A 15,187-nucleotide genomic window follows, 5' to 3' on the forward strand; every position below is an offset into this window, starting at 1 on the left:
CCGACCCAACCTCCGCGCGATCGACCGCATCGACTCACCCTCAGCCCGACCCAACCCGATCTGCTCCCGCTCCAGCGAACTCAACCTTGATGCCACGACCACCCCAACGAAGATCCCGGAAGGGTGTTGCAACCACCGGTTGAGTCCGCCTGAGGGGCCGTTTCCTGCCAAGATCTACTGCTGTCCCGAGATTCGGAGCGTTTTGCCCAGCCGGTGGGAGATCGGGGCTCAGGCGGGCGGTTCGGGCGCCACGAACGAGCCCTTGCCCTGGTGTACCTCGATCCAGCCCCGCTCATCCAGGATCCAGAGGGCTCGTTTGATCGGGTTGTCGGACGAGTTGTACTGGCGGGCGAGTTCGGCGATCGTGGGCAGCTTGTCGCCGGGCTTGAGTGTGCCGCTTCGGATCGAAGTGGTGATGTCATCGACCACCTGCTCGTAGACAGGCTTGCGGGGCATGGGGGACCACCTCTCGTCAGCCCGTCCAGCGTCTCACTGCGCGCGACACGGTGTGGACCCTGTGTTGACTCTGGCTACTAAGGGTCCTAAGTTGCGAGTGGCAGGGGTTCTCTCGTCAGCAGCGGAGCGCCCCCGGGGCCAGGCGAGGGAACGCGGACCGTCCTCTCCGCCGACCCGCCCTGATCCACACCGCATGCTTCGCGCACCTCGTTCTGACCGCACGCTTCGTACTCACCCGCAAGGAGGCTCACCATGCAGGAGCGTCCGCCCGACGGGCCGCTGCCGGCGGCACACCCGGTCCCGGGTGCCCGCGCTCGGCACCCCGACGGGGATCAGGTGCCCTGTCCGCCCCGCCCGCAGCGCGCGCCGCTCACCCGTCGCCAGTACGCCTACGGCATCACGGTGGCGCTGCTCGTACTCGTGCTCGTCGCGGCCGGGATCCTGCGGTGAGCGGGACGGGCCGGCGGTGACCGGCCTGCCGGTGGGCCGGCGGGTCGCCCAGTGGCGGGTGCGGCGCAACATGACCCAGCAGCAGTTCGCCGACCGCCTCGGCAAGTCGAAGAGCTGGGTGGACAAGGTCGAGCGCGGGGTACGCCCGCTGGAACGGATGTCCAACCTGCGGGAGGTCGCCGAGGCGCTGCGGATCGACCTGGAGGTGCTGCTCGCGGAGCGGATCGGGCAACCGGACGTCGCCGTTGCCGGTGTGGCGCGGGTCCGGGCCGCCCTGGCCCGCTACCACGTCGAGGCGTCGTTCCGGCCGCCCGACGTCGCGAAGGTGCGGGCCCGCCTCGACCATGCCGAGCAGAGCTACCGGCACGCCCGGTACCCGATCCTGCTCGGCCTGCTGCCCGGGCTGCTCGACGCCGCCCGCGAGGCGCGGGTCGCCCACCCCGGCCGGGCTGCCGACGAGTTGCTGGTGTCCGCGTACGGGCTCGTCGCACTGGTGCTGGTCAAGGTCGGTCAGGGGGAGTTGGCGTGGCTGGCCGCCGACCGGGGGATGGCCGTGGCGCTGGCCACGGACGACGCGCGGCTGGCCGCCGTCGCCACTGTACCGCTGAGTCAGGCGTTGCGGGCCGTCGGCCGGCGGCGCTCCGCGATGGAGACAGCGCTCGTGGCCGCCCGCCGTCTCCCGCCGCGCAAGCAGGCCGAGGGTGCCCCGCCGCGCGAGTCGGCCGAGGGTGCCCCGTCGTTGGGCGGTGACGGTGCCCCGTCGCTGCGCGTGACGTTGCTGCTCCAGGCCGCCCTCGCCGCTGCCGGCCGGGGAGACGAGCGCCGGGTGGCCGGCCTGCTCGACCAGGCCGCTGCAGCGGTCGGCACCGTCGGCGGCAGCTTCGGCCGGGCGTCGGTCGAGGCGGCGCGGGTGGTGGCCGAGGCCGCCGTCGGAGACGTGCAGGCGGCGACGGTACGGCACGAGCGGCTGGTCCGCGGTGAGCAGTGGCGGTGGCTGCCGCCCGAGCACCGGGCGGCGTACCTGCTCGACGTGGCCCGCGTACACGCTCTCGCCGGCGACATGGTCCGGGCGGGGCGGGCGCTGCTGGACGCCGAACGCACCGCGCACAGCGAGGTGCACCACCGGCCGGCGGTGCGCGACCTGGTCGCCATCGTGGCCCGGCACGCCGCCGCTCCCGCCGGCCTGGCCCGCCTCGCCGCCGCCCTGCACGTCACCTGAGGCTGCCTCGTGGCCTGCCCGAACCCATTCCCCGACACGTACCGGTTGTACTACGTGGTAGAGGGGACGTCATGAAACTCAACAGCAAGGGCCAGGTCACGATCCCGGCCGCGTTGCGGGCTCGACACGGGCTGCACGAGGGCGAGGAGGTCGACGTCGTGGAGGAGGGCGGTGTGCTGCGGATCGTCCGGGTGAGTGGCGCGGAGACCAGGGGCCAGCGCCTGGTCCGGCACATGCGCGGTCGCGGCGGTGCGAAGCAGACCAGCGGTATGTCCACCGACGTGCTGATGGAGCTGCTACGTGGGGAGTGAGCGTCTCCGCGCGCTGGCACCGCGGCCCGTCGGCCGACGCCTTGCACGAACCACCTTCCACGTCACCTGACCTGGGCACGCAACCGGTGCGCCCTTCCTTACACCAGCAGCGAGCGGTAGAGCTCGAGAGTGCGGGCGGCGATGGCGTCCCAGGAGAAGTGTTCGACGGCGCGCCGCCGCCCGGCCCGGCCGAGGTCGGCGGTGCGAGCCGGGTCGGCGAGCAGCTCGTTCATCGCCGCCGCCAGGTCGGCCACGAAGCGGTCCGGGTCCAGCGGCCGGCCGGAACCGTCGGTGGCCTGCTCGATTCCGACCAGCAGCCCGGTCTCGCCGTCGGCGACCACCTCGGGGATGCCGCCGGTGGCGGTGGCCACCACCGCCGTCTCGCAGGCCATCGCCTCCAGGTTGACGATGCCCATCGGCTCGTAGACGGAGGGGCAGACGAAGACCGTGGCGTGGGTGAGCACCTGGATCACCTCGTGCTTCGGCAGCATCTCCGCGACCCACACCACGCCGGAGCGCTTCGCCCGCAGCTCCGCCACCAGGCCCTCCACCTCGGCGGCGATCTCCGGGGTGTCCGGCGCCCCGGCGAGCAGCACGAGCTGGGTGTCCGCCGGCAGGTCGGCCGCCGCGCGCAGCAGGTAGGGCAGGCCCTTCTGCCTGGTGATCCGCCCCACGTACACCACGCTGGGCAGAGCCGGGTCGATGCCGAGCCGGTCCACCACGTCCGTGCCGTGGTCCGGGGCGTACTGCGCCGTGTCGATGCCGTTGTGCACCACCCGGACCCTGTCCGGATGCACCGCCGGGTAGGCGGTCAGCACGTCGCGCCGCATCCCCTCGCTGACCGCGATGACCGCGTCGGCCGCCTCGAACGCCGTGCGCTCGCACCAGGAGGAGAGTGCGTAGCCACCGCCGAGCTGCTCGGCCTTCCACGGCCGCAGCGGCTCCAGGCTGTGCGCGGTCACCACGTGCGGCACGCCGTGCAGCAGCTTCGCGGTGTGCCCGGCGAAGTTGGCGTACCAGGTGTGGCTGTGCACCACGTCGGTGCCGGCGCACGCCGCGGCCATCTCCAGGTCCACGCCCATCGTCCGCAGCGCGGCGTTCGCGCCGGTCAGGCCCGCCGGTTCGGCGTACGCGGTGACACCCGCCTCGGTGCGCGGCGCGCCGAAGCAGTGCACCCGTACGTCGGCGAGCCGGCGCAGCTCACGGGCCAGGTACTCCACGTGCACACCGGCGCCGCCATACACCTCGGGCGGGTACTCACGGGTCAGCAGGTCGACGCGCAGCCCGACAGAGTCGTTCATGAACGGCACCCTAGTGCAGAACGCGCCGCCGCACCGGCTGTGGAACTGTGCCGTACGAGTGGTGAAGTGACGGCGGGGTAGATAGCGTCTGGACATGGCTGCCAAGGTGCTCGCGATCGTCCTGGCCGGCGGAGAAGGCAAGCGCCTGATGCCGCTCACCACGGACCGGGCCAAGCCGGCCGTCCCGTTCGGCGGGATGTACCGCATGGTCGACTTCGTCCTGTCCAACCTGGCGAACGCCGGCTATCTGAAGATCGTCGTGCTGACCCAGTACAAGTCCCACTCCCTGGACCGGCACATCACCAAGACGTGGCGGATGTCGACGCTGCTCGGCAACTACGTCACACCGGTGCCGGCGCAGCAGCGCCGAGGCCCGTGGTGGTTCGCCGGCTCCGCCGACGCGATCTACCAGAGCTTCAACCTGATCCACGACGAGCAGCCGGACTACGTGATCGTCTTCGGCGCCGACCACATCTACCGCATGGACCCGCGGCAGATGGTGGAGGACCACATCGCCTCCGGCGCCGGGGTCACCGTGGCCGGCATCCGGCAGCCGCTGTCGATGGCCGACCAGTTCGGCGTGATCGAGGTCGGCGAGGACGGCCGGCGGATCCGGGCGTTCCGCGAGAAGCCCACCGACGCGGTCGGCCTGCCCGACGCCCCCGACGAGATCTACGCCTCGATGGGCAACTACGTGTTCAGCACCAAGGCGCTGTGCGAGGCGGTCGAGCGCGACGCGGAGGACAGGACCAGCAAGCACGACATGGGCGGCAGCATCATCCCGATGCTGGTGGAGCGCGGCGAGGCCAACGTCTACGACTTCCGCGACAACGAGGTGCCCGGCAGCACCGACCGGGACCGCGGCTACTGGCGGGACGTGGGAACGCTGGACTCCTTCTACGACGCCCACATGGACCTGATCAACGTGCACCCGGTGTTCAACCTCTACAACTTCGAGTGGCCCATCTACACCGGGCAGCTGACCTACCCACCCGCCAAGTTCGTGCACCAGTGGGGCGAGCGGGTCGGCCGGGCGGTCGCCTCGATGGTCTCGCCCGGCGCGGTGATCTCCGGCTCGCTGGTGGAGAACTCGATCGTCTCGCCCAAGGTGAAGGTGCACTCCTGGGCGCACGTGGACGGCGCGGTGCTCATGGAGGGGGTCGACATCGGCCGGCACGCGGTCGTGCGCCGGGCCATCCTCGACAAGAACGTGGTCGTGCCCGAGGGCGCCGAGATCGGCGTCGACCTGGAGAAGGACCGGCAGCGCTACACCGTCTCCGACAACGGCATCGTGGTGATCGGCAAGGGACAGAAGGTGGAACCGTGAGCAGTCATCCCCGGGCCGGCAAGCCCGCCCAGCCCGCCGACCTCGTCGACGTGCCGCGGCTGGTGACCGCCTACTACGCCGAGCACCCGGACCCGCAGGACCCGGCGCAGCAGGTCTCCTTCGGCACGTCCGGGCACCGCGGGTCGAGCCTGCGCAACGCGTTCAACTCCGACCACATCCTCGCGGTCACCCAGGCGCTCTGCGACTACCGGCGCGAACAGGGCCTGGACGGGCCGCTCTTCCTCGGCCGGGACACCCACGCGCTCTCCGCCCCGGCCGCGGTGGACGCGCTCGAGGTGCTCGCCGCCAACGAGGTCACCGTGCTGCTGGACAGCCGCGACGGCTACACGCCCACCCCGGCGGTGTCGCACGCCATCCTCGCCCACAACCGGGGACGCACCCGCGGGCTCGCCGACGGCATCGTCATCACCCCGTCGCACAACCCGCCCGACGACGGCGGCTTCAAGTACAACCCCACCCACGGCGGCCCAGCGGACAGCGACGTCACGAGGTGGATCCAGGACCGCGCCAACGCCATCCTCGCCGACGGCCTGAAGGAGGTCCGGCGGATCCCGTACGCCCGGGCCCGCGCCGCCGACACCACCGGCTCGTACGACTTCCTGGCCCGCTACGTCGACGACCTGCCGGCGGCGATCGACGTCGACGCGATCCGCGACGCCGGGGTGCGCATCGGCGCCGACCCGCTCGGCGGCGCGAGCGTGGCCTACTGGGGCGAGATCGCCGAGCGGCACCGCCTGGACCTGACCGTGGTCAACCCGACGGTCGACCCGACCTGGCGGTTCATGACCCTGGACGGCGACGGCAAGATCCGGATGGACTGCTCCTCGCCGAACGCGATGGCCTCCCTGATCGCCGCCCGCGCCGACTACCAGGTCTCCACCGGCAACGACGCCGACGCCGACCGGCACGGCATCGTCACCCCCGACGGCGGCCTGATGAACCCCAACCACTACCTCGCGGTGGCGATCGCCCACCTGTTCCGCACCCGGACGCAGTGGGGGCCGGCCGCCGCGGTCGGCAAGACCCTGGTCTCCTCCTCGATGATCGACCGGGTCGCCGCCGACCTGGGGCGCCCGCTGCTGGAGGTGCCGGTCGGCTTCAAGTGGTTCGTGCCGGGGCTGCTCGACGGCGCGGTGGGCTTCGGCGGGGAGGAGAGCGCCGGCGCGTCCTTCCTGCGCCGCGACGGGGGCACCTGGACCACCGACAAGGACGGCCTCCTGCTCTGCCTGCTCGCCGCCGAGATCATCGCGACCACCGGCCGCACCCCCAGCCAGCACTGGGCGGAGCTGGCCGAGCGCTTCGGCGCGCCCGCGTACGCCCGCATCGACGCGCCGGCGACCCGCGAGGAGAAGGCCGTGCTCGGCAAGCTCTCGCCGAAGCAGGTGACCGCCACCGAGTTGGCCGGCGAGCCGATCACCGCGACCCTCACCACCGCGCCGGGCAACGACGCGCCGATCGGCGGGCTCAAGGTGACCACGGAGTCGGGCTGGTTCGCCGCCCGGCCGTCGGGCACCGAGGACGTCTACAAGATCTACGCCGAGTCCTTCCAGGGCCCGGAGCACCTGGCCCGGATCCAGCAGGAGGCGAAGGACCTGGTCTCGGAGGTCCTCGAGCGGGCCTGAGTACCCTGGCTCGCCTCCCACCGCAGCCGACACCGGTGTGCGCCGGACCGAGCAGCGCCGGTGCCGGCGTCAGAAGGCCGTGCTCGGCTGTCGAGCCGCCCCATGCCTGAGGGCCGGTCGGGGCGGACTCCGACGCGGACGCCCGCTGACGGGAGCGCTCCTGCCAGGCCTGTCGTGCCTGCCTCGCTGTCGAGCTGAGTCGTCTACGACATCAGCTCGACAGCGTGTGCCGGGCTCAGCGTGTGCCGGGCCCGGGGCATGCCAGGTGCGGGGGCGTGGCGGGTCCAGGCATCGGTGAGGGCGGTCCGCGCAGGCCGAGTTGCGATGCCGGGCCGGCGTGGGGTGCAGGTGGGCGGGTCAGCGGGGCGGGGGCAGCTCGCGGCGGTTGAGCTTCTCCCGCATGCCCTCCGGCAGCAGTTCACGGAGCTGCTCGGGAAGCAGCGGCAGGTCCAGCAGGCTCAGCTTCAACTGGTTGCGTTCCTGGTAGCGGCGCGGATCCAGGCGGACGACCAGGCCGGCGTCCCGCCGGTAGCGGATCTGCACCACGCCCTCCCTCGCGGCGTCCCGGATGACCACGCCGTCCACCTCCACGGCCACGGGTCCGGAGCCCTCGCGCAGTTGCAGCCGTACCGTCTCGTGGGGGGAGAGCACCAGCGCACGGGAGATGCCGGCCATCGGGGCGGACGGGGTCACCACCACCGCCTCGGTGGCCGGCGAGACGAGCGGGCCGCCGGCAGCGTAGCTGTAGGCGGTCGAGCCCGTCGGGGTGCTGACCACCAGCGCGTCGCAGCGGTAGTAGCCGTACTGCTGCCCGTCGACCGCCAGGGAGGCGCTGACGAAGCCGGCACCCGGCTGGCGGATCAACGCGATGTCGTTGAACGCGACGAGGTCGTCGCCGCAGACGTCGCAGGCCAGGCAACTGTGGCTCTCCACCGTGAAGTCCCGCGCCACCAGCCGGTCCAGCGCCGACGGCAGCTCCGGCGGCTCCACCTCGACCAGGAAGCCGAGCTTGCCGACGTGCACGCCGAGCACCGGCTTCGGGTCGTGGACGGCCGAGCGCAGTGCGCCGAGCATCGTCCCGTCCCCGCCGATGGCGATCAGCGCGTCGGAACGGGCGGCTACCTCGTCCACGGGCAGCGACTCGACCGAGCCCGGCACGCGGTGCCGGTCCTCGGCGCGTACGGCCAGGGAGATGTGGTGCCGGGCGGCCCAGGTCACGATCGTGTCGACCACCGCCGAGACGTCCCGGGTGGGGTGCAGCACCAGCCCGAGCCGGCTCCGGTCCATGTCTACAGCTCACCACATCCGGTGGCCCCCCCACGGGCGTACCGCGAGGTGCGCCGTGACCGTGGGACAACTCTCCGTCACAGTCCGCGCATTCGGCGTGACGCGCCGGTGCGCCGGTCGTTGGTTCAGACGGGCACGGGTCCGAAGGGCCCGATGTTCGTGCCCACGCGCAGGTGGCGTACCGGGCCGGGACCCACGAGGAGGACCCTTGAAGATCGTCGTCACCGGTGGTGCCGGTTTCATCGGTGCCAACCTGGTACGTGCCCTGGCCGAGGTGCCGGCCGTCAGCGAGATCGTGGCGGTGGACGACCTTTCCACCGGGTCATTGGACAACCTCCTCGACCTGCCCGTCCGGCTGTTCACCGGGACGATCCTCGACCCCGAGCTGCTCGACGAGGCGGTCAGTGGGGCGTCCAGCGTCGTCCACCTCGGCGCCCTCGGGTCGGTGCCCCGCTCCATCGACGAGCCGCTGCGCAGCCACCACGCCAACGCCACCGGCACCCTGACTGTGTTGGAAGCGGTCCGTCGCCACGGGGTCCCGCACGTCGTGGTCGCCTCGTCGTCCTCCGTCTACGGCGCCAACCCGGTCCTGCCCCGTCAGGAGACGCTGCGACCCATGCCGGTCAGCCCGTACGCGGTCTCCAAGCTGGCCACCGAGGCGTACACGCTCGCGTACGCCTCCTGTTACGGCATCGGGGTGCTGCCGTTCCGCTTCTTCAACGTCTTCGGGCCCCGCCAAGCCGCCAACCACGCGTACGCGGCCGTGGTGCCGAGGTTCGTCTCGGCGGCGCTGGAGGGGCGGCCGCTCCAGGTGCACGGCGACGGCACCCAGACCCGCGACTTCACCTACGTCGGCAGCGTCACGGAGGTGATCGTCGACGCGGTCCTGCGCCGTGTCTGCGCGCCGGACGTGGTGAATCTCGCCTTCGGCGCGCGGGTCTCGCTGCTGGAGTTGATCGCGGAACTGGAGGAGGTGCTCGGTCGCCGCCTCGAGGTGGTGCACGGCCCGCCACGCGCCGGCGACGTGCGCCACTCCGACGCGGACAACGGGGTACTGCGTGCGCTCTTTCCCGACGTGGCGCCGGCGCCACGCGCGCAGGCCCTGCGGGCGACAGTGCAGTGGTACGAGGCGCACGCGGAGCAGCCGGCCTGATGGCCGACCGGCCACCGGTCGCCGGCCGCGCTCCGGCGGCCGTGGCCGACGCCGTCCCGGCCCCGATGCCGGAGATGGGATTCGCGCCGCCGGTGGCCGCCGGGACGGCAGAGTCGTCGCGGCCGGCCGGGCGGTCCCGCGACCGCGTTCTGTTGACCGGTATCGCCTCGTCCCTCGGCGGCAAGGCGGTGGGCCTCGTGGCACCGCTGCTGATCACCCCGGTCGCCTTCGAGCACCTAGGGCCTCAGCGGTACGGCTTGTGGATGGCCGTCATGTCGCTGACGAGCATGGCGCTCTTCGCGGATTTCGGACTCGGCAACGGCCTGCTGACCCGGCTCGCCCGGCTGCACGCGACCGGGGACCGGCGGGCGGCGGCCCGGGAGGTCGCCGGCGCGTACGCGCTGCTCGGCGCGCTGGCCGCGGCCTTGCTGGCGGTCCTGGTGGGCACGGTACGGGTGGTGCCGTGGCCCGCGCTGTTGAACGTCACCGACCCGGCGGTAGCCCGGGACACCCGGGCGGTGGTGCTGCTCTGCTTCGGCGCGTTCCTGGTCAACATTCCGCTGGGCCTGATCCAGCGTGTGCAGTACGCGCACCAGCAGGTCGCCCAGAGCAACCTCTGGCAGGCGGGGGGGAGTCTCGTCTCGGTCGGTCTGGTCCTCGCCGCGGTGGCGGTCGACGCCGCCTCCGTGCTGGTGGTCGCCGCCGCCGTCCTCGCCGTTCCCCTGGTGAACCTCGGCAACTCGATCTGCTACTTCGGCTTCCAGGAACGCGCCCTGCGCCCCCGTCGTCGGGAGGTACGCGCCGGCGTGGCGCGTGGCCTGCTCCGGCTGGGCGCGAGGTTCTTCGTGCTCTCCGTGCTCAGTTCCGTCGTGCTCAACGTCGACGGCTTCCTCGTCGGCCAGGTGCTCGGCTTGGAGGCGGCGGCGAAGTATGCGGTGGTGCTGCGGATGTTCAGCCTGCTGGCACTCTTCGTCACCCTGGTCAACCTGCCGTTGTGGCCCGCCAACGGCGAGGCGTTGGCCCGTGGCGACGTCGCCTGGGTCAGGCGCACCACGTGGCGGATGGGATGGCTGTCCGCCGGGGCGGTGCTGTTGCCCGGACTGGGGCTGGTCGCCCTCGGCAACGACGTGCTCCGGCTCTGGGTACCCGCCGCGGCGCCCGCTCCGGTGCCGTTGCTCGTCGCCCTCGCCGTCTGGTCGGTTCTGGTCGCCGTCGCCTCACCGGCGTTCATGGTGCAGAACAGCGTCGGGTCGCTCCGCACGCAGTTCCTGGGCTGGACGGCCTGCCTGCTGGTCGCCGTTCCGCTCAAGGTCGCGCTGGCGCACCGTGCGGGGCTGACCGGCGTGGCGGTCGCGTCGGCCGTGGCGTACGGGACCACCGTCCTGCCTGCGGCCCTCGTCGGCTATCGCCGCGCGCTCTCCGCCATCCCTGTGCACGAGACCCCCGACGACCACGAGGAGAAGCATGGTGTTGCGTACAGTGCCCGGCATCGTCACCGCACCGCGGGACCGCCGGACGGCGGACCGTGACCGGGAGTGGCCCGCCCGCTCACGGGGCACTGGCCTGCCGGCGGCGCAAGGCCGCCTGTCGCGCGGGGAGGGTTGAGCGATGCGTGTCGATTCCCGTCAGCCGGGGCTGCTCGTCGGCCGCCTCGCAGGCATGGCGGAAGGTGTTCTCACCACCGGCACCCGGCTGCGCCGCGCGGTGCGTGGCTGGGCCACGGCGCGACGCTTCGCCGTCCGTGGGGACCGCGTCGTGTTCGACCCGGACGGCGTCTACACCTACGAGAACATCGAACTGGGCTCCGACGTGGACCTGGGCTACCGACCCGTGCTGATGGCCGCCCTCAGCCGCATCCGGATCGGCAGCAACGTCATGTTCGGGCCGGAGGTCACCATCCGGGGTGGCAACCACCGCGTCGACCGGGTGGGCGTGCCGATGATCGCGGTGCGTAAACAGGCCGGGGACGAGGAGCACGACCGGGGCGTCACGATCGGTGACGACGTCTGGGTGGGCACCCGAGCGATCATCCTGCAGGGCGTCACCGTGGGACGCGGCGCGGTGATCGGCGCGGGCGCCGTGGTCACCCGTCCGGTCCCGCCGTACGCGATCGTCGCGGGTAACCCGGCCCGGGTGATCCGGCTCCGTTGGCCCGTCGAGACGATCGCGAGGCACGAGCGAGAGCTGTACCCGCCCGATCAACGCTTGGACGACGCCGAGCTGACCGGGTTGGCGGAGTTCGTGGCCCCGGCTCCACGGTCGGCGCCGGTCACGAATCCGCTGACCGCCGACCTCCATGACCGGTAGTCGAAGGACCGGGCCCGATCCCGGGCGTACCGGCTCATCCGCTGCCATTGTGCGTCGTCGAGGGTGAGGGCATGGGCCAGCCCGTCCCTGACGTCCTCGGCGCCCGGACCCGCGAGGACGATCCCCTCCCGACGGTGGACGATGTGTCGGGCCAGGTCACTGCTGTGGTTGAGCAGGACGGGGCAGCCGGCGGCCAGGCTCTCCGGCACCTTCGAGGGGAACCCGGCCTGGGCGTACGGGGCGGACGGCCGCACCAGCACCGAGAAGTGCGCGCGGGCCAGCTCTTCGAGCACCCGCCGACGTGGTAGCCGGCCGAGGAAGGTGACCTGGTCGCCGAGCTCGGCCAGGTCGTCCTCGGCCAGGTCGGAGACGTCCGTGGCCTGGTTCCGGCTGATGCCGGCGATCACCAGCCGCACCCGTCCACGGTCGGCGGGGGGGAGCAGCCGGATTCCGGCGAGTACGACACCCAGCAGGTCCTTCGGCCCTGGGGAGCCGGCGTAGAGCAGTCGCACGCCGCCGCGTAGTGACGGGGGCGCGGGATCGTCATAGGCGGCGCAGTCGACCTGCGGCGGAACCACCATGGTCCGCCGGCCGCGCCGGAGGAAGTGCCGCTCCAGGGTCTCGGAGATGACGATGACCCGGTCCGCGGTGCGGCCGGCGATGAAGGCGGACCACCGGTGCCGGATGAAGTACGGTGCCAGCCGGCCCCGGGGAAACTGCTCGGGATCGTGCCGCTCCACCACGTCGACGGTCAGTGGACAGCGCAGTGCCACCCTCAGGACGGCCCAGGTGGTGAGGGTCCACAAGCCGAGGGGCAGGTAGGCCCCGGCGAGCTGGTCACTTCGTATCCCCGCCCGCCGCAGTGCCGCCAGCACCCGCAGGGGGCGGGTGCGCTGATGCAGCCAGCGACCGAATCGGCCGCCACCGCCGCCGACCAGTGTGATCAGTCGTACGTCGGGCGGCAGGTCCGGTGTGGGGTCGGGCCGGCTGCCGTCGGCCGGCCAGTCGTTGACGACCAGTGTGGTGGCGCCCTCCGGCGTGGCGGAGCGCGCCAGGTGGAGCAGGCGGTTCGACATGGCGTCCCCGTGCGGGAACCGGTACGCCCCGAGGACCATGAGCTTCTCGCTCCGGTCCCCTCCCGACCGGGTTGGGGAGAAGCGCGGATCCTGACCTTCCATGTCATCCTTCCGGATTGGCGGTTTGCTCCGCATTCGAGGGTATTGCCGGTGTTACTCTACGCACTCTCACTGTGACCAACGACTGCGCAGGCGGTCGGTGCCGCCCCAGGCCGAAGTGGAGTTGTCGTGGAGTCGTCCGCCCCGCCGACCGGCCTGGACCGACCGTCCCCGCTGCGCGTCCGGCCTCGTCCGGTGGTCGTGCAGCACTCGGCCGGCCGGCCCGGCGCGAACGGCCCGTTGACGGCCGTACAGCGGGTGCTCGCCTCGCCGCTGGCCGAGCGCTACGAGTTCGTCCGCATGCACCAGGGCGTGGGCAACGGGGCCGTCGACGCGTCCCTGCTGCGCGAGTGGGTGCGGCTGCTCCGACGCGTCCGGCCGGATCTGGTGCACGTGCGCGGGCTGCAGAACGAGGGCTTCCACGGTGTACTCGCCGCCCGGCTGGCCGGCTGCCCCAGGATCCTGGTCACCGTGCACGGCACGGTCCGGGACCTGCGCCAGGGCGGCCGGAACTGGCGGCGTCGCCTGCTGGTGCACGGCGCCGAGCCGGTGACGCTGCGCCTGGCCAGTCACGTCGCCACCGTCTGCGAGTACGCCGCCGGGCGCGACTTCCTGCGTCCGTACGCGGGGAAGTTCGTCGGTGTCGTGCCCAACGGAGTGCCGGTGCCTCCCGACCCCGTGGCGGCCCGCGACCGGGTCCGCGCCGAGCTGTGTCTCCGACCCGACGACGTGGTCATGATCGCGGTGGCCCGGCTGACGTGGGACAAGGGTTACGGCGTCCTTGCCGACGCGCTGCACCGGTTGCCGGCGACCGGAGACCGGCGGATCCTGCTCGTTGCCGGGGACGGCCCGGACCGGGTCGGGATCGCGGCGGCGCTGGTCGGGGCGGGCGGAACCGAGGTGCGGATGCTGGGCAACCGGTTGGACGTGCCGGAGCTGCTTTCGGCCGCGGACGTCTTCGTCTTCCCCACGCTGCACGAGAACCTCTCCAACGCGCTGCTGGAGGCGATGGCGCACCGCCTGCCGGTGGTCGCCTCGGCGGTGGGCGGCAACGTGGAGGTGCTGCGACGCGGCGGCGGCCGGCTGGTGCCGGCAGGTGATCCGGACGCGCTGGCGGAGGCCCTGGCGGGACTGCTCGACGACGCGGCGGAGCGGGACCATCTGGGGCGACTCGGTCGCAAGGTCGTCAGCGAGAGCTACAGCCTCGAGGTGATGCTCCGGACGCTCGACGGTGTCTACGAACGGATGCTGCAACGATGACCGCCGGGCAGAACAGCCAGGTCCGGGTGGTCCTGCTCGGCTTCACCGTGCCGGACGATCTCTTCGACCAGATCCTGGGTCAGGACGCGATGATGCCGGTCCAGACGCACACCTTCGCCTGGGCGCTGGTCCGCAGCCTGCGTGCCGCCAACTGTCCGGTGCACCTGCTCTCGACGGCTCCCGTCACCAGCTGGCCGGGCAACCGTCAGCTCCGCTTCCGCTCCGGGACGTTCCGCCAGGGCGGGGTGGACGGTCAGTTGCTCGGGTTCGTCAACGCGCTCGGACTGAAGCACGTCACCCGCTTCGGCAACGTGTGGCGGCAGGGCACCCGGGTGCTGCGGGAACAGAAGGCGGACGTACTGCTGGTGCACGGGGTGCACTCGCCCTTCCTCTGGTTCGGCGCCTTGCGCGGCCGTCGTCTCGGCGTACGGGTGGTCCCGGTGTTGACCGACCCGCCGAGCGTCGTCCTGCCCACCGACGGTCGGTTGGTCCGGTCGTTGCGTCGGCTGGACCGGGTCCTGGTCCGCGCCGCGCTGGCCCGCTGCTCCGGCGTGATCGCGCTGACCGAGGCGCTCGCCGAGGACTTCGCCCCGGACCTGCCCCGGCTCGTGATGGAGGGCATCTTCGATCCCGTCGGCACCGGGTCCGGCGCCACCGACCGGGCAACGCCCGCACCCGCGACGCGCGAGGTCGTGTACGCCGGCGGCCTCAGCCGGGCGTACGGCGTCGACCGGCTGGTCGAGGCGTTCCGTGGGCTACCGGCCCCTGACCTGCGGTTGCGGGTGTACGGCCGAGGTGAACTCGAACAATGGCTGCGCGAACAGGCCGCCGTCGACCCCCGCATCGCGCCGCCCGAACTGCTACCGCGAGAGACGTTGCTGCCGCGGTTGGCCCGGGCCGCCGTGCTGGTGAACCCCCGGCCCGTCGGGCAGGACTTCGTGCGCTGGTCCTTCCCGTCGAAGCTCATCGAGTACCTGTCCACCGGGGTCCCGGTCGTGACGACCCGGCTTCCGGGTATCCCCGGGGACTACGCGCCGTGGCTGGTCCTCGCCGACACCGACACGGCCGAAGGGCTGCGGGAGGCCGTGGACCGGGCGCTTCGGCTGCCCTCCGAGGAGCGCGTCCGGATCGGGCTGGGTGGTGCCGACTTCGTCCGGGAGACGCGTGGCGCGGCGGCACAGGGGCGACGGATGCGGGACTTCCTGGCGGCCCGGCTCGGGCCTCGCGCGGAAGTGCCGGCCCGCCGGGTGACCGCGGTCCCGACCGAACCCAGCCGATCGCGCTGACCGCGACCCGAT

15 protein-coding genes are annotated in these 15,187 nt (G+C 72.4%); 10 read left to right on the plus strand and 5 right to left on the minus strand.

Features of this window, described 5'->3' with window-relative positions:
• The coding region (locus V6U77_RS30060) for a helix-turn-helix domain-containing protein (protein WP_442934438.1) at positions 1–102 on the minus strand (102 nt) is incomplete at its 3' end.
• A gap of 126 nt (positions 103–228) precedes the next feature.
• On the minus strand, positions 229–456 hold the full coding sequence (locus V6U77_RS15480; RefSeq protein ID WP_334607023.1) for a winged helix-turn-helix domain-containing protein: 228 nt from the start codon (positions 454–456) through the stop codon (positions 229–231).
• A gap of 252 nt (positions 457–708) precedes the next feature.
• Between V6U77_RS15480 and V6U77_RS15485 the strand changes: the two genes are divergently transcribed.
• The 3 genes from V6U77_RS15485 to V6U77_RS15495 all read left to right on the plus strand — a co-directional run bounded on the left by V6U77_RS15485 (position 709) and on the right by V6U77_RS15495 (position 2,436).
• Entirely contained in the window at positions 709–906 is a 198-nt protein-coding gene (locus V6U77_RS15485) for a hypothetical protein (RefSeq protein WP_334607024.1), read from the plus strand.
• A gap of 16 nt (positions 907–922) precedes the next feature.
• Positions 923–2,125 carry a helix-turn-helix transcriptional regulator gene (locus V6U77_RS15490; RefSeq protein ID WP_334607025.1) on the plus strand — a complete coding sequence of 401 codons (1,203 nt, stop codon included), beginning with the start codon at positions 923–925 and terminating at the stop codon, positions 2,123–2,125.
• A 71-nt stretch (positions 2,126–2,196) separates the two neighbouring features.
• A complete protein-coding gene (locus V6U77_RS15495; RefSeq protein ID WP_334607026.1) occupies positions 2,197–2,436 on the plus strand; it encodes an AbrB/MazE/SpoVT family DNA-binding domain-containing protein in 240 nt (79 codons plus the stop codon).
• A 98-nt stretch (positions 2,437–2,534) separates the two neighbouring features.
• Here V6U77_RS15495 and glgA read toward each other — a convergent pair whose 3' ends face one another.
• Positions 2,535–3,737, minus strand: coding sequence for a glycogen synthase (glgA, locus tag V6U77_RS15500; protein ID WP_334607027.1), 1,203 nt, complete (start codon positions 3,735–3,737; stop codon positions 2,535–2,537).
• 94 nt (positions 3,738–3,831) lie between these two features.
• Between glgA and glgC the strand changes: the two genes are divergently transcribed.
• Positions 3,832–5,064: a glucose-1-phosphate adenylyltransferase gene (gene glgC / locus V6U77_RS15505; protein ID WP_334607028.1), complete on the plus strand. Its 1,233-nt coding sequence runs from the start codon at positions 3,832–3,834 to the stop codon at positions 5,062–5,064.
• Positions 5,061–6,707: a phosphoglucomutase (alpha-D-glucose-1,6-bisphosphate-dependent) gene (gene pgm / locus V6U77_RS15510; protein ID WP_334607029.1), complete on the plus strand. Its 1,647-nt coding sequence runs from the start codon at positions 5,061–5,063 to the stop codon at positions 6,705–6,707. The genes glgC and pgm overlap by 4 nt, the downstream gene beginning before the upstream one ends.
• A 357-nt stretch (positions 6,708–7,064) precedes the next feature.
• Here pgm and V6U77_RS15515 read toward each other — a convergent pair whose 3' ends face one another.
• A complete protein-coding gene (locus V6U77_RS15515) occupies positions 7,065–7,994 on the minus strand; it encodes an NAD(+)/NADH kinase (protein ID WP_334607030.1) in 930 nt (309 codons plus the stop codon).
• A 208-nt stretch (positions 7,995–8,202) separates the two neighbouring features.
• On the opposite strand from V6U77_RS15515, the gene V6U77_RS15520 reads away from it, so the two are divergent.
• The 3 genes from V6U77_RS15520 (at position 8,203) to V6U77_RS15530 (ending at position 11,454) form a co-directional block, all read left to right on the plus strand.
• The gene (locus tag V6U77_RS15520) at positions 8,203–9,147 is read left to right on the plus strand and encodes an NAD-dependent epimerase/dehydratase family protein (RefSeq protein WP_334607031.1); all 945 of its coding nucleotides are present in this window, start codon (positions 8,203–8,205) and stop codon (positions 9,145–9,147) included.
• A gap of 152 nt (positions 9,148–9,299) precedes the next feature.
• Entirely contained in the window at positions 9,300–10,676 is a 1,377-nt protein-coding gene (locus V6U77_RS15525) for a lipopolysaccharide biosynthesis protein (protein ID WP_334607032.1), read from the plus strand.
• A gap of 79 nt (positions 10,677–10,755) precedes the next feature.
• Entirely contained in the window at positions 10,756–11,454 is a 699-nt protein-coding gene (locus tag V6U77_RS15530) for an acyltransferase (protein WP_334607033.1), read from the plus strand.
• Here V6U77_RS15530 and V6U77_RS15535 read toward each other — a convergent pair.
• Positions 11,346–12,632, minus strand: a complete 1,287-nt coding sequence (locus V6U77_RS15535) for a glycosyltransferase (protein ID WP_334607034.1) — start codon at positions 12,630–12,632, stop codon at positions 11,346–11,348. The genes V6U77_RS15530 and V6U77_RS15535 overlap by 109 nt on opposite strands.
• Before the next feature lie 126 nt (positions 12,633–12,758).
• Between V6U77_RS15535 and V6U77_RS15540 the strand changes: the two genes are divergently transcribed.
• Positions 12,759–13,889 carry a glycosyltransferase gene (locus tag V6U77_RS15540; RefSeq protein WP_334607035.1) on the plus strand — a complete coding sequence of 377 codons (1,131 nt, stop codon included), beginning with the start codon at positions 12,759–12,761 and terminating at the stop codon, positions 13,887–13,889.
• On the plus strand, positions 13,886–15,175 hold the full coding sequence (locus V6U77_RS15545; RefSeq protein WP_334607036.1) for a glycosyltransferase family 4 protein: 1,290 nt from the start codon (positions 13,886–13,888) through the stop codon (positions 15,173–15,175). The genes V6U77_RS15540 and V6U77_RS15545 overlap by 4 nt, the downstream gene beginning before the upstream one ends.
• Positions 15,176–15,187 lie beyond the last annotated feature (12 nt).

Source organism: Micromonospora sp. CPCC 205546, from assembly GCF_036902715.1.
Taxonomy (GTDB): Bacteria; Actinomycetota; Actinomycetes; order Mycobacteriales; family Micromonosporaceae; genus Micromonospora.

What these genes read in the sequence shown, in the direction of transcription:
- V6U77_RS15480 (WP_334607023.1), bottom strand. Translation starts at nt 456, where the DNA reads ATGCCCCGCAAGCCTGTCTACGAGCAGGTGGTCGATGACATCACCACT.
- V6U77_RS15485 (WP_334607024.1), top strand. Translation starts at nt 709, where the DNA reads ATGCAGGAGCGTCCGCCCGACGGGCCGCTGCCGGCGGCACACCCGGTC.
- V6U77_RS15495 (WP_334607026.1), top strand. Translation starts at nt 2,197, where the DNA reads ATGAAACTCAACAGCAAGGGCCAGGTCACGATCCCGGCCGCGTTGCGG.
- glgA (WP_334607027.1), bottom strand. Translation starts at nt 3,737, where the DNA reads ATGAACGACTCTGTCGGGCTGCGCGTCGACCTGCTGACCCGTGAGTAC.
- glgC (WP_334607028.1), top strand. Translation starts at nt 3,832, where the DNA reads ATGGCTGCCAAGGTGCTCGCGATCGTCCTGGCCGGCGGAGAAGGCAAG.
- V6U77_RS15515 (WP_334607030.1), bottom strand. Translation starts at nt 7,994, where the DNA reads ATGGACCGGAGCCGGCTCGGGCTGGTGCTGCACCCCACCCGGGACGTC.
- V6U77_RS15530 (WP_334607033.1), top strand. Translation starts at nt 10,756, where the DNA reads ATGCGTGTCGATTCCCGTCAGCCGGGGCTGCTCGTCGGCCGCCTCGCA.
- V6U77_RS15535 (WP_334607034.1), bottom strand. Translation starts at nt 12,632, where the DNA reads ATGGAAGGTCAGGATCCGCGCTTCTCCCCAACCCGGTCGGGAGGGGAC.
- V6U77_RS15545 (WP_334607036.1), top strand. Translation starts at nt 13,886, where the DNA reads ATGACCGCCGGGCAGAACAGCCAGGTCCGGGTGGTCCTGCTCGGCTTC.